The sequence below is a fragment of the Mogibacterium diversum genome, from assembly GCF_002998925.1.
Classification (GTDB): domain Bacteria; phylum Bacillota; class Clostridia; order Peptostreptococcales; family Anaerovoracaceae; genus Mogibacterium; species Mogibacterium diversum.
In genome coordinates, this window is sequence record NZ_CP027228.1 from 218,289 (window position 1) to 232,132 (window position 13,844).

General features: G+C 43.1%; 16 protein-coding genes. All 16 read left to right on the top strand.

Going from position 1 to position 13,844, the window contains the following annotated elements; translation table 11 throughout:
* The first annotated feature begins 2 nt into the window (after window positions 1-2).
* The 16 genes from accB to C5Q96_RS01090 all read left to right on the top strand — a co-directional run bounded on the left by accB (window position 3) and on the right by C5Q96_RS01090 (window position 13,773).
* Window positions 3-539 (top strand): acetyl-CoA carboxylase biotin carboxyl carrier protein, encoded by a 537-nt coding sequence (gene accB / locus C5Q96_RS01015; protein WP_106056373.1) that lies wholly within the window; start codon window positions 3-5, stop codon window positions 537-539.
* On the top strand, window positions 536-1,906 hold the full coding sequence (locus tag C5Q96_RS01020; protein WP_106056375.1) for an acetyl-CoA carboxylase biotin carboxylase subunit: 1,371 nt from the start codon (window positions 536-538) through the stop codon (window positions 1,904-1,906). The genes accB and C5Q96_RS01020 overlap by 4 nt, the downstream gene beginning before the upstream one ends.
* Before the next feature lie 6 nt (window positions 1,907-1,912).
* A complete protein-coding gene (gene accD / locus C5Q96_RS01025) occupies window positions 1,913-2,800 on the top strand; it encodes an acetyl-CoA carboxylase, carboxyltransferase subunit beta (RefSeq protein WP_106056377.1) in 888 nt (295 codons plus the stop codon).
* Window positions 2,793-3,563 carry a carboxyltransferase subunit alpha gene (accA, locus tag C5Q96_RS01030; RefSeq protein WP_106056379.1) on the top strand — a complete coding sequence of 257 codons (771 nt, stop codon included), beginning with the start codon at window positions 2,793-2,795 and terminating at the stop codon, window positions 3,561-3,563. The genes accD and accA overlap by 8 nt, the downstream gene beginning before the upstream one ends.
* A 1-nt stretch (window position 3,564) precedes the next feature.
* Window positions 3,565-4,458: a 3-oxoacyl-ACP synthase III family protein gene (locus C5Q96_RS01035; protein ID WP_106056381.1), complete on the top strand. Its 894-nt coding sequence runs from the start codon at window positions 3,565-3,567 to the stop codon at window positions 4,456-4,458.
* A 2-nt stretch (window positions 4,459-4,460) separates the two neighbouring features.
* A complete protein-coding gene (locus tag C5Q96_RS01040) occupies window positions 4,461-5,384 on the top strand; it encodes an NAD(P)H-dependent flavin oxidoreductase (RefSeq protein ID WP_106056383.1) in 924 nt (307 codons plus the stop codon).
* Window positions 5,385-5,442: 58 nt separating this feature from the next.
* Entirely contained in the window at window positions 5,443-6,366 is a 924-nt protein-coding gene (locus tag C5Q96_RS01045; protein ID WP_106056385.1) for an ACP S-malonyltransferase, read from the top strand.
* Between the two features lie 41 nt (window positions 6,367-6,407).
* On the top strand, window positions 6,408-7,145 hold the full coding sequence (gene fabG / locus C5Q96_RS01050) for a 3-oxoacyl-[acyl-carrier-protein] reductase (protein ID WP_106056387.1): 738 nt from the start codon (window positions 6,408-6,410) through the stop codon (window positions 7,143-7,145).
* On the top strand, window positions 7,145-8,380 hold the full coding sequence (gene fabF / locus C5Q96_RS01055) for a beta-ketoacyl-ACP synthase II (protein WP_106056389.1): 1,236 nt from the start codon (window positions 7,145-7,147) through the stop codon (window positions 8,378-8,380). Before fabG ends, fabF begins: the two co-directional genes overlap by 1 nt.
* Window positions 8,377-8,799: a 3-hydroxyacyl-ACP dehydratase FabZ gene (gene fabZ, locus C5Q96_RS01060; RefSeq protein ID WP_106056391.1), complete on the top strand. Its 423-nt coding sequence runs from the start codon at window positions 8,377-8,379 to the stop codon at window positions 8,797-8,799. Before fabF ends, fabZ begins: the two co-directional genes overlap by 4 nt.
* A gap of 48 nt (window positions 8,800-8,847) precedes the next feature.
* On the top strand, window positions 8,848-9,309 hold the full coding sequence (locus C5Q96_RS01065; RefSeq protein ID WP_106056393.1) for a MarR family transcriptional regulator: 462 nt from the start codon (window positions 8,848-8,850) through the stop codon (window positions 9,307-9,309).
* Window positions 9,310-10,098: a biotin--[acetyl-CoA-carboxylase] ligase gene (locus C5Q96_RS01070; RefSeq protein ID WP_106056395.1), complete on the top strand. Its 789-nt coding sequence runs from the start codon at window positions 9,310-9,312 to the stop codon at window positions 10,096-10,098.
* A 24-nt stretch (window positions 10,099-10,122) separates the two neighbouring features.
* Complete coding sequence (locus C5Q96_RS01075) at window positions 10,123-10,755, top strand: biotin transporter BioY (RefSeq protein ID WP_158696644.1); 633 nt, start codon at window positions 10,123-10,125, stop codon at window positions 10,753-10,755.
* 239 nt (window positions 10,756-10,994) lie between these two features.
* Entirely contained in the window at window positions 10,995-11,228 is a 234-nt protein-coding gene (locus C5Q96_RS01080; RefSeq protein ID WP_106056399.1) for a hypothetical protein, read from the top strand.
* A 43-nt stretch (window positions 11,229-11,271) separates the two neighbouring features.
* Window positions 11,272-12,873, top strand: a complete 1,602-nt coding sequence (gene metG, locus C5Q96_RS01085) for a methionine--tRNA ligase (RefSeq protein WP_106056401.1) — start codon at window positions 11,272-11,274, stop codon at window positions 12,871-12,873.
* A gap of 63 nt (window positions 12,874-12,936) precedes the next feature.
* Window positions 12,937-13,773, top strand: a complete 837-nt coding sequence (locus tag C5Q96_RS01090; protein ID WP_106056404.1) for a TatD family hydrolase — start codon at window positions 12,937-12,939, stop codon at window positions 13,771-13,773.
* The last annotated feature ends 71 nt before the right edge of the window (window positions 13,774-13,844 follow it).

Here is a 13,844-nt window from a genome sequence, read left to right on the forward strand (position 1 = left end):
TTATGGAAAAGTATTTAGAGCTAACCGAGAGGCTAGTTGGCGTGTTCGATCGTAGTAGTAGTGACTATTTAGAAATTAAGATATCGGACTATGCTTTAACTCTTAAGAAAGGCTCGTCTGTATGTGCAGTACCATCAGTACCTGTGACAGAAGTAGTAGCACCTACAGTATCCCTGCAGCCTGTCGCTCCTGATTCGGTACCAGCCGTGCAGACAAGGGCCGTAGCAGAGGCAAATGATGCATCTAGCTTAGAAGCATCTGCGCCTGCTAAGGAGTTGGATACAGCCTCTCTTAACACAGAAGTTGTAAAATCACCGATTGTAGGAGTGTTCTACGCAGCAAAGGATCCTAATTCACCTCCATTCGTGAAGGTCGGAGATACTGTGAAGAAAGGTGATGTGCTCTGCATCCTAGAATCGATGAAGATGATGAATGAGATTAGATCTGATTATGATGGGGTAATCAAGGAAATCAAGTGCAAGAACGAAGAGCTTGTAGAGTTTGATCAGGTTATGTTTGTGCTGGAGAAAGGTGAATGATTAGAAAGGTCTTAATAGCTAACCGCGGAGAGATTGCGCTGAGCATACAGAGAAATTGTAATGAAATGGGTGTCGAGACTGTTGCGGTTTATTCAGATGTAGATAAAGGTCAACCGGCGATATATTTGGCAGATCAGTCAATATGTATCGGGTCAGGAAAGAGTTCTGCATCATACCTAAATGTTGCGAATATCCTGACCGCTGCGATTGAGTCGGGCTGCGAAGCTATCCATCCTGGATATGGTTTTCTAGCTGAAAATGGTGATTTTGCAGAAAAAGTAGAGGCTTGTGGGCTAAAACTCATAGGACCATCATCGAGGGTGATTAATCTTATGGGTAATAAGCTTTCCGCCAGAGGTCTCATGGAAGAGAGTGGTGTTCCAGTTGTACCTGGATGCAATGATGTAGTCCATGATGAGGATCAGCTCTACAGGATTGCTGATGAGATTGGTTATCCCGTCCTTCTGAAGGCATCGGCTGGTGGCGGTGGAAAAGGCATGCGCAGAATCTATAAGCGTGAAGATCTCGTTGCTGGCTGGGAACTAACAAGGAGGGAGGCAAAGGCGTCATTTGCAAACGATGATATCTATATTGAGAAGCTAATTGAGAATCCTAGGCATATCGAGATTCAGGTACTTGCGGATAGCCTCGGAAATGTTGTGTACCTACCAGAGAGAGACTGCAGTATCCAGAGAAATAACCAGAAGATTATCGAGGAGAGCCCTAGCAGAGCTAACAGCGATTTACTGGAAAAGATGTATAAGTCTGCCGTGATGTGTGCAAAGGCTTGTGGTTACGAAGGTACAGGAACTGTAGAGTTCATAGTAGATAAATACGACAATTATTATTTCATGGAGATGAACACGAGGATTCAGGTCGAGTATCCGGTAACAGAGATGGTCACAGGAATTAACCTTATCAAGGAGCAGATCAGAATTGCTTCGGGACTTCCTCTATCTGTAAAGCAGGAAGATGTAGCAGCTAATGGTCATGCGATTGAGGTTAGAGTTAATGCCCAAAATCCTTATGATGATTTCAGGCCAAGTTGTGGTGAGATAAGCTTCTTTCTACCACCAGGTGGTCTCGACACGAGATTTGAGACCGCGCTATATCAAGGTGCAAAAATACTGCCATTCTACGATTCTATGATGGCAAAGCTAATCGTAAAGGGAAGTACGCGAATGGATGCTATAAAGAAGCTTAGACGTGCAGTTTCTGAGACGATTATAGACGGTGTTCCAACTAACCTAGGATTTATCTATGCGATACTGTATGACAAGGATTTTATCCTTGGGAACATTGATACAAATTATGTTGCTCACAAGGAAGCTGAGCTTCTGGAAAGCATGCATGTAACGGGAGAATAGCAGAAAATGGGAAGCTTAAATAAGCGAAAAAATCTATTGTCCGCAATTAAGAGTATAAGAGGCGGGAGCAAGCAGAATCAGGTTAGGCGTGAGCCTCGAAGAGCGCTTCCCGACCTTTTTCTTAAGTGTGAAGGGTGTAAGTCAGTAATCGACTACAAGGAGTTCGTAGAACATCTTAAGATATGCCCAGAGTGCGGATATCACATGAAGATGAACGGACATGAGCGCTTCGAGTACCTCATGGATGAGGGATATGAAAAAATCAGTTTTGGTAGCGAGCTAAAAGACCCAATTTCTTTTCCTAAGTATGATGAAAAGCGTGCTAAGGAAGAAAAGAAGTCGGGGCTTAATGAGGCTGTTTCTATCGTTAAGGGTACGATAGAAGGGAAGCCTGTTTTAGTGGCGGTGCTTGAACTTCAATATATGATGGGAAGCCTTGGTACATACGTGGGCGAAGAGCTGACTAAGATGTTCGAATATGCGATTAGTAATGAACTTCCAGTTGTCGTATTTTCAGCTTCGGGAGGAGCTAGAATGCAGGAGGGAATTTTTTCTCTCATGCAGATGGCCAAGACGAGCGCTGCTATCGGAAAGTTTCAAGATGCGGGATTGCTCTATATAAGTGTTTTGACAAATCCTACCACAGGAGGAGTATCAGCGAGCTTCGCATCCCTTGGGGACATCATCATAGCTGAGCCTAATGCGCTGATTGGATTTGCAGGACCAAGGGTAATTGAGCAGACCATCAAAAAGAAGCTGCCAAAAGGGTTCCAAAGAGCTGAGAAACTTGAGGAATGCGGTTTTGTAGATATTATTTGCGAAAGAGAGAGCCAGCGTAGACTGATTGCTAAGCTGCTCAAGCACCATGTGAAGATTGGAGCAAAATATGAGTAATGCTTATGAAATAGTTAAAAAGGCAAGATCTAGCAACAGGCTTAGATCTAAAGAGGTTATCGAAAGGCTTTTCGAAGACATAGTCTACCTTAAGGGTGACAGGTGCTTCGGGGACTCCAAAACGATAATCGGTGGAATCGGATCATTTGAGGAAAGACCGGTTACCTTTATCGGGATTCAGAAAGGGCGTGGTATTGAAGAGGGGGTAGAAACGAACTTCGGAATGCCAATGCCTGAAGGATATCGCAAGGCCATGAGGTTGATGGATCAGGCTGAAAAATTCAGAAGACCTGTAATTACATTTATAGACACACCAGGTGCATATCCAGGTGTAGGTGCAGAAGAGCGTGGACAGTTTGAAGCTATAGCATCTTCACTAGAGAAGATGTCGATGCTGACAGTCCCCGTAATTGCAGTGGTTATAGGTGAAGGCGGATCTGGTGGTGCGTTAGCCCTATCTGTAGCTAACAAGATATTTATGTTTAAAAATGCCGTGTATTCGATTCTTTCACCCGAAGGTTTTGCATCGATTCTATGGAAGGATGCAGGGCTTGCCGAAAAGGCTGCTGACGTAATGAAAATCACTTCACAGGATTTATATGACTTCGGAATTGTAGACGAAATCATAGATGAGAATGGGGATAAGGTAAACTTTACACAGCTTAGAAATTTGATTTCAACTGAGCTTCAGTCCTTGTCTGACATGACTGGCGAGGAGATTAGAGAGCGCAGATACGATAAATTTAGAGAGATTAGAGGATAAGATGGGACTTAAAGTTAAGGACATTAAGAGCTTGACTAGAGGAGTTAAGCGTAGCAATAAGTACTATGAAGAAAGACTCGATACGACTGACGAGTGGATTCTAACTCGTACGGGGATTGAAAATCGCTACATAACGGAGGAAACTCCGTCAGAGATGGCTAAGGATCTCGCTGACCAACTTGAATTCGATCGAGATAAGGTAAAGGCGCTTATCGTCGCATCTTTCTCGAGTGACGTTAGGATTCCTTCGATTGCGGGTATACTCCACAAGAGATTAGAACTTAATAACAGCTGTTTTTCTGTAGACATTAATGCTGCCTGTGCAGGTTTTGTGTCGGCTATGATTATGGCCGAGCGCATGCTTAATCCTGGAGAAGAGGCTATTCTCGTTGCCAGCGAACAGGTTAGCAGATATATAGATTTTAACGACAGAGGGATAGCTGTACTGTTTGGAGATGGGTGTGCAGGCATTGTAGTTGAGAAAAACGATAAGCTGTGGCTGAGCGATGCGAGTACGTATGGAGATGATCGGGTAATCGTAATGGACGACAATGATTTCATCCAGATGAATGGTCAAGAGGTGTTCAAATTCGCGATAAGTAAAGTCCCAGAATCTCTTGAGCGCCTACTAGAAAGAGCTGATCTCACTGGAGCCGATATAGATTATGTCGCTGCTCATCAAGCTAATGTGAGGATACTCGAGCAGATTTCCAAGAGAACTGGAATAGACGAGGATAAGGTTCTAAAGAATATAAGAGAACGAGGAAATACCTCGGCAGCATCTGTTCCAACACTTTTGTACGAGTACAGGGATAAGTTTAAAGATGGGGATAAGGTTCTGTTCACGGCTTTTGGAGCGGGACTAATTGTTAATTCGGTACTGATGGAGTGGTAGAGATGAACTTAGATAAATTACTAAATATTAAATATCCGATAATTCAGGGAGGAATGGCGAATATAACAGATGGTAAATTTGCAGCCGCTGTATCTAACGCCGGAGCTCTAGGGACGATTGGTTCGGGCGGCATGAAGGCTGATGTACTTGCCAAAGAAATTGACATATGTAAAGGTCTAACAGATAAGCCTTTTGCAGTAAATCTGATTATGTTCCGTTCAGATATTAAGGAGCTTGTTGAGGTTGTGTGCAGGGCGAAGGTTCCGTATGTAATCGCTGGAGCAGGCAGCCCTGGCCCATATATGGAGGATTTCCAAGCTGCTGGAATAAAGGTTATGCCGGTTATATCATCGCCGCTTCAGATTAAGCGCCTCGATAAGTTCGATATATTTGCTTACATTGCAGAGGGGATGGAAGCAGGAGGTCATATCGGGGAGATGACGACTATGACTCTGATCTATCAGGTAGCGGGTGCAACTGATAAACCGATAATTGCAGGCGGAGGAATCGGATCGGGTGCACAGATGCTAGCTGCGGAAGTGCTGGGAGCTAAAGGTGTTCAAATCGGAACAGCCTTTCTCTTCACCGATGAAGTTCCCGTTCACCAGAACTATAAGGATTTGCTGATGCATACTGAATCCCATCGCATTACGTCAATCGGAAATCTAAATGGAAGACCTATGCGACTTGTCAAGAATCCGATGACCAGAGAGTTTAAGGAGCTTGAAAGGAGCGAGAGTGATAAGGAAGTGCTTGAGGATTTCACGCTTGGAAGATTAAGAAAAGCAGTATATGAAGGTGATGTGGATCAGGGTTCTGTTATGGCAGGATACACAGCTGCTCAGTTTGATAGGCTGTATTCAGTTTCTGAGCTACTTGAGAAATTGATGAGTGAATATCAGCTCGCAAAGAATAGCGTTAAATAGAGAGACCTATTTACATAAATGACAGTAAAGTAAATCTATCAGAGAAATAGAGGAGATAATGGGTAATTTAGCAGTAATATTCGCTGGACAGGGTTCGCAGTATGAGGGTATGGGCAGTAAGCTGTATGATAGATATCCCGAGATTAGAGGCATATATGACAGACTAGGCAGAGAACTCACAGACATGTCCTTCAGAGGTAGCATCGATGACATATCTAAGACTAACAATCTTCAGCCAATCATGATTGCTTTTCAGCTTGCCGTGTTGAAACTGATTCGCACACATAAACCGGATCTTCTAAAGGGACTTATGTCAACGTGCGGACTCAGCCTAGGCGAATACAGTGCACTAGCACTATCAGAAATAATCGACGAAGGCGATGCACTAAGACTTGTTGCTGTGCGTGGAGCCCTGATGGGAGAAGCATCAGAGAATAGAAATAGCAAAATGCTAGCAATTCTCAAGATGACTGAAGACGAAGTTAGAGAGGTTCTGCAGGGCAATCCTAAATTCGAAGAGAAGGTATATATCGCTAACATAAACAGCAGTCGGCAGATCATTGTATCAGGTGAAGGTGACGCAATAGATGAACTTAAGGATTTTCTAAAGGCTAACAGGAAGCTTGCTAAACCTCTTACAGTTAGCGGAGCATTCCATACTCCGTTTATGGAATCGGCAAGGGTTGGATTTATGAAAACCCTTGAAGGGACTTCATTTAGAGTACCAGAAATTTCATATTATCCAAATGTTACTGGAGAGAAGTACGATGGAACGCCGATGGTCCATGTGTTATCGGAACAGATAGTGTCACCGGTGCTCCTCTACAAGACATTCAAAAATATGGTAGATGATGGGGTTACACGTTTTCTGGAAATCGGTCCAGGTGGTGTACTTTCTACAATCCTAGAGAGAGAATTTGAAGGTCTAGAGGTTAGCACGATTAAGAACGATGATGATTTGATTGAACTACTTGAAGCCTAGGCCAAGTGTTCAAATTCTTAGAAATAAAAAGGAGTATATGTATGGCGAATAAAGTAGCGCTTATTACAGGAGCTGCTGGTGGAATAGGCACAGCAATTGCCGAAAAGCTGAAGAGCGAAGGGTTTGATCTTGCACTAAATGTTCGTACCGTGAAGCCACAGTTTAAAGAGCTAGTAGAGAGGTTATCGGACGAAAGCTGCCATGTGCAGGTGGTGCTCGGTGATATCGCAAGAGCTGAAGATTGTAAGAGGATGGTAGAGGAAGTCATCGAGGAACAGGGGCAGATTGATGTGCTTGTTAATAATGCAGGTATCACCAGGGATAAGCTCGTCATGCAGATGAGCGAGGCTGACTTTGAAGATGTTATAACCACTAACCTAAATGGTGCTTTCTATCTAAGCAAATACGTGTCGAGATACATGATGAAGAGACGTAGTGGCAGAATCATCAACATGGCTTCGGTCGTAGGTCTACATGGTAACGCTGGACAGGCTAACTATGCTGCTGCAAAGGCAGGTCTTGTAGGCATGACCAAGTCATTCGCAAAGGAATTCGCATCGAGAAATATCCTCGTGAATGCGATAGCACCGGGGTTCATAGAGACACCGATGACTGAAAAATTGACGGAGCAGGTAAAAGATAAAATTAAGGCTGAGATTCCACTCGGCAAGATTGGGGAGCCGAGCGATGTTGCGAATCTGACAGCGTTTCTTGCTGGAGATGAATCGCGCTACATTACAGGCCAGGTTATATCAGTAGATGGGGGTATGAACATATAATGAGTAGAGTAGTATTAACTGGTATCGGCATGGTTACTCCGTTAGGAAACAGTGCAGCTGAAGTGCTTGAGGGAATCAAGAATTCGCGCTGTGGAATCGGAGAAATCACAAGATATGATGCAAGTGATAGAGCTGTTAAGCTAGCTGCAGAAGTAAAGGACTACAATCCCGACGATTACTTTGATAAAAGAGAACAGAGGCGATTGGATAGAGTCACTCAATTTGGTATAATAGCCGGCAGAAGAGCTTTGGAAAATGCTAATCTCACAAGAGAATATTTGTCAAATGAAAGAGCCGGAGTCTTTGTTTCCTCTGGAATCGGTGGAATAAGCACTATCGAGTCAGAGCATGCCAAGGGTATGAGTCGTGGCTTCGACAAGGTGTCGCCATATTACATCCCGATGGCAATAATAAATCTAACAGCTGGAAATATCGCCATTGATTTAAATGCTCACGGTTCTTGTCAGGCTATGGTTACGGCTTGCTCCAGTGCAACTAATGCCATCGGTGAGGCATACCGCCACATCAAGCATGGGTATGCTGATATCATGTTTGCCGGAGGCAGCGAGGCTCCTATCACGGAACTCTCGGTAGGTGGATTTACCTCTATGAAGGCGCTATCGCTCTCTCAAAATCCTAACAGGGCGTCGATTCCATTCGATAAGAAGAGAGATGGATTTGTAATGGGTGAAGGCGCGACTGTGCTAGTTCTAGAGGAATACGAACATGCGGTCAATAGAGGTGCTAATATCCTGGCAGAGATTGTAGGGTACAGTGATACCTGCGATGCAAATCATATCACAGCTCCTTGCGAGGATGGAAAATTTGCCGCGCAGGCCATGGTACAGGCAATAGCAGATGCTGGGATTAAGACTTGCGATATCGATTACATCAATGCGCACGGAACGTCAACTCCTCTCAATGACAAATATGAAACGGCAGCTATAAAGCGTGCATTTGGCGAGGACTACAGAGATGTACTCGTATCTTCTTCAAAATCACAAATAGGACACCTTCTTGGAGCTTCTGGTTCAACGGAACTAGCGATGACTATAATTTCCATGCAGGCAGGGATAGTTCCTCCAACTATAAACTACGAATATCCAGATGACGCATGCGATCTCAATCTTGTGGTCAATAGGTATAAGGAAGCAGAAATCAACTATGCGCTCAAGAATTCACTTGGGTTCGGAGGGCATAATGCATCAATCGTAGTAAAGAGGTGGACCGAATGAAATTGACATATGAAGAAGTGAGAAATATTTTGCCGCACAGATACCCATTTATCATGGTTGATAAAATTGTCGAACTTGAGGCGGGAAATAAAGCTGTTGGAATTAAGAATGTTAGCGGAAATGAACCTTTCTTTCAGGGACACTTCCCTAGTGAGGCTGTAATGCCAGGAGTTCTTCAAGTGGAAGCAGTGGGACAGGTCGGCGCTGTTGCAGTCTTAATCGATCAAGAAAAGGGCGCTAATGCGTTCCTTGCGGGAATCAAGAAGGCTAGATTTCATAAGAAAATCGTTCCGGGAGATCAGCTGGAGATCCACTGCGCAATCAATAAGAGAGTCGGGAATATTGGATTTGGAGAAGGCTACATCCTAGTTGACGGTGAGAAAGCGATGTCATGCGAGATTTCATTTGCCATCATGTAGAGCGCCAGAACTTTAATCCCTGTAGTTAAGAAAGGCGGATTTGAATAGATGCTTACAGAGGTATTTGCAGAGGTATACGAGAAGTTCAAATTGAACTTATATAAGCATATGTTTGTAAATGGCGGAGGCAAGGAGCATGAGCTTACAGCGACAGAGACATTTACACTAGAGGTTATTCATGCGATGAAGAACCCTAAGGTGAGCCAGCTTGCGGAATTCCTGGAGATGTCGACACCTAATGTTGCCTATAAGATATCTTCCTTGATGAAGAAGGGATATATAGAGAAGATTCAGTCTAAAGAGGATAAGCGAGAGTATATTCTCAAGGAGACTGAAAAGTTTCACGAGTACTATAAGGCGAAGAATAGTTATATACCGATAGTGCTCGACAGATTGGCGAAGAGGTTTACAGAAGAAGAAATCGATAACCTAGAGCACATTCTTAAGGTCATGAGCGATGAGTTTATGGGTGAGGTTAATAGATTTATCGCGGACAACAAGGTCGATTAGATGCATGATTTTAGGCTATATGAGGACTCGGTAATTTCAGAAATTAATAGAAAACATAAGGCAGATAGTGTTTTGCCTAATGGGTTTCGATATATATATTTCGAAAATATCGATTCAACAAATAAATATGCTAAGGAACATGCTGGCGAACTTGAGAACGCAATAATTGTGGCTGAAAACCAATATGCTGGTGTAGGTAAGAATTCATCTCACTGGTGGTCGTCACCATGTCAATCGATACTGGCGACGATTATGCTGTCGATTGATCTTGAGCCAGCTGAAACAATTGTGTATCCGCTTCTAGTCGGGGTTATAATCCGTGAAGTGCTGGCAGAGCATGGGGTTGAAGCTGAGGTCAAGTGGCCAAATGACATTTATATAGGCGGCAAGAAGCTAGGTGGGATTCTCTGTGAGACAATTATAGAGAACGGAAAAACTGAAAAATTAATAATAGGTTTTGGAATCAACGTTAACCAAACTAAAGAAGAGATGACTCTATATAATATGACATCTTTATATGAATATAAGGGTATAGAATTTAATAGATGTGAGCTCCTTGCGGATATTATCGTAAAGCTGTTTGAACACTTGAAGGATAGCAGTTCGGATAATACGAAGTATATGGAAAGAGAAGTGAACTCACATCTCTTCGCAAAGGGATTAACTGTAACTTTTGAATCGGATAAGCGCTATGAAGGTACGCTGACTGGAGTCGGCGAAGACGGGGCGCTTTTACTTTTGACAGAATCGGGCATGAAAAAGTTCATTTCAGGGAAAATAATCATGTAACAGATGAGAAAGAAAAGGTTAAAAATGGATAAGAATCGAAATAAAGAAAACGACATTTGCGATATTAACAAGAATTGTAATAATGGTCACGTTAAAAGCCACAACCGACTAGACGCACGCACTATTACAAGCGTTGGACTTGCGATAGCTCTTCTCGTGATAGGGTCTGCGATTTCCATACCAATCGGCCCAGTTCCCATTAGCCTGCAATCGCTCGTAGTGCTCTCGATAGGGATAACTATGGGGAGAAGACTCGGTGTGATGGCTGTTATAGTGTATGTGATAGCAGGGCTTGTTGGACTCCCAGTATTTGCCGGACTAAAAGGAGGACCGCAGTATATATTTGCTCCAACATTTGGATTCATAATAGCGTTCATCTTAGCAGCATATATAGTAGGTGCAGGATATGAATCGAGTTCAAACGTGAAGAGATATGTTAGTCTTGTTATAGCGACCTTTGTGATATATGCGGTAGGTGCGGGATACTTCTATTTTGTACAGAGTGTACATCTTGGGAACAACATTCCATTTACGAAAGTTCTCCAGCTTACGGTACTGCCGTTCATAATTGGAGATATGATAAAGCTTCATGTAGCTTTTTGCGTAGGCGGAAAACTTAAGAGTATACTAGGTGTAAACTTTGAAAATGCCAACTAGTTAAATGTCTTAATATATGAATAAAGTATAGGCGATAATCAATTCTCATCATCAGAAAAGATTATCGCTTTTTATATGATATATACAAGATAACGAAGCGCGTGTGCGGTTTATTGGCTTCTGACAAAATGGCTAAATGTATAAGGTCAACATCTAAACACCTTGAAAAAAACAAGGTATTTAGATATAATCGAGAGAAGTAACACATGTAAATACTGCCTGATGGCAAGGAGGATATAATGGTTAGAAGAAGACGTATGACAGATGCAGAAAAAGCACTTCTAATTGAAGAGGGAAAAGCAGCTAGAAGACAGAAGATGCTCAAAACGAGCATGAGAATAGCTGGTCTCAGCATAATCGCAGGAGCTACTCTTGTCGTTGCAACTAAGAAGATTTTCGACGAAATTTTTGTTGAGGATGATTGGTCAGATGTAGATTGGGGAGAAGAAGACGAGGACTACGGCGTATATTAAACCAATCCTTTGACACATGCTATAGATTTTGAAAGGGAATACGATGACGGAAAAAAAGGGCACTTTTTATATTACTACACCTATATACTATCCAAGCGCTAAGCTGCACATTGGACACACATACTGCACCGTTATGGCAGACGCTATGGCGAGATTTAAGAGGCTTACTGGATATGATGTAAGATTCCTCACAGGTACTGACGAGCACGGTCAGAAGATCGCTAAGTGTGCACAGGAAGCTGGCGTGACACCGATTGAATATATCGATCCAATTGTTGATACAATTAAGAGACTCTGGGCGACGATGGAGATTAGCTATGATGACTTTATCAGAACCACAGAGGAGCGCCATGAAAAGCGTGTTCAGGAAATCTTCATGAAGATGTACAACAATGGTGATATCTACAAGGATAAGTACGAGGGGTGGTACTGCACTCCTTGTGAGTCCTTTTGGACAGAGAGCCAACTAGTAGAAGGAAACTGCCCTGATTGCGGTAGACCTGTTAAGAAGATGAGCGAAGATGCATACTTCTTTAAGCTGTCAAAGTATTCTGACAAGCTTGTTGAGCTTCTTGGAAATGGCACATTCCTTCAGCCTGAATCTCGTGCGAAGGAGATGATTTCATTTGTAGAGCAGGGGCTCGAGGACCTATGTATCTCGAGAGCTTCATTAGATTGGGGCATCAAGGTTCCGATTGATGAGAGACACGTAATCTATGTGTGGCTCGATGCTCTATCAAACTATATTACCGCCCTTGGATTCCCTGGTGAGGATGAAGAGCAGTACAAAAAGTACTGGCCAGGAATAAACCTAGTAGGTAAGGAAATCGTAAGATTCCACTCCATTATCTGGCCTGCAATGCTCATGTCCATGAATGAGCCAGTGCCTAAGAAGGTTCTTGGTCACGGATGGATTCTAATCGATGGTGGTAAGATGTCGAAATCGAAGGGCAATATTGTTGATCCGGAGATTCTAATCGATCGTTATGGAATAGATGCGCTTAAGTATTTCTTGCTCAGAGAGTATACTTTTGGTCAAGACGGGCTATATACCAACGAAATCATGCTTAACCGCATCAACTACGACCTCGCTAATGACCTTGGAAACCTCCTATCGAGAACCGTTTCGATGATTGAAAAGTATTGCGGCGGAGTGGTTCCAGAAGCTACGACTGAGGATGATTTCGATCGTGACCTGATTGCTACAGCACTCGGATGCGCTGCGAAGGTTGAAGCCCACATGGATGAATTCCGCTTCAACAATGCGCTCGAGGAGATTTGGATAGTTATTTCGAGAGCTAACAAGTATATCGACGAAAAGATGCCTTGGGTTCTTGCAAAGGACGAGAGTAAGAAAGCCGAACTTGATACAGTTATGAGCAATCTAGCAGAGGTGCTCAGAATGATTTCTGTGTTAATCATCCCATATATGCATACGACTTCAGATAGGATGAGAGATCAGCTCGGAATTTCAAATCAAGAGGCAAAATGGTCGGATCTCGAAGAGTTCCGCATGATGGCTGGGGCAAATGTCCACAAAGGAGATGCTTTGTTCCCAAGGCTAGATGTAGCTAAGGAGATCGAAGTTCTATCTAATACAGAACAGGAAAAGGTTGCTATAAAGAAGAACAACCGAAAAAAATAAATAAGAATGAGGCCTCAAGTATAGACTTGAGGTCTTTTTTACCAATATAAGAGGGGGAGAAAAATGCTATTTGATGCACACACTCATTTGAATTATGAAGAGTTCAGTGAAGAAGAGCGGCTTGATAGGGCAAGGGAGATAGAAGAGTCTGATGTGGAGTTTATCATCGATGTTGGCGACTCTGTAGAATCGTCAGAGCAGGCGATTAAGGATGCAGCTGATTATTCTTGGTGCTATGCAGCTGTTGGGATTCATCCGGATAAGGCACTCACATACTCTGATGATGATATAGATAAGATCAAGGAGCTCGCTAGCGCACCAAAGGTTCAAGCAATCGGTGAAATAGGTCTAGACTTCCACTATGGAAAGGACTCCAAGGCTGAACAGATTGAGCTTTTTAGGAAGCAGATAAGAATTGCGAATGAACTCATGATGCCGATTATGATTCATACACGAGAAGCCGATGCACTTACAAGAGATATCCTCATCGAGGAAGGAGCATTTAGCGAAGAGAGGAAAGCTCATTTCCCAGAGAGGCCAGACGGACAAGGGGAGATGGTTGCTGATGCCAGAGTGCAGCTACACTGCTATTCGGGTTCCCTTGAACTGGCGCGAGAGTATGTGAAGCTTGGGGCGACATTCTCTATTGGTGGACCGCTTACATTTAAAAATGCGAGAAAAACTGTAGAGGTACTAGAGGGAATACCGCTTCAGTTTATAATGAGTGAGACAGATGCGCCTTTTCTAGCGCCTGAACCGAAGAGAGGGAGGCCTAATAAAACGCCGTATATTGAGCATGTTGTGAGAAGAATGGCGCTATTAAAGGACATCGGGTTTGATGAAGCAGTACGGATAACGTCAGAAAATGCGAGACGCTTCTTTAATATAGAGGTATTATAGGTAGAGTTATCTGCAATTCGGAAACATGTTCATACTATTACGCATAAATACGCTATTTAGGAGTTAACTTG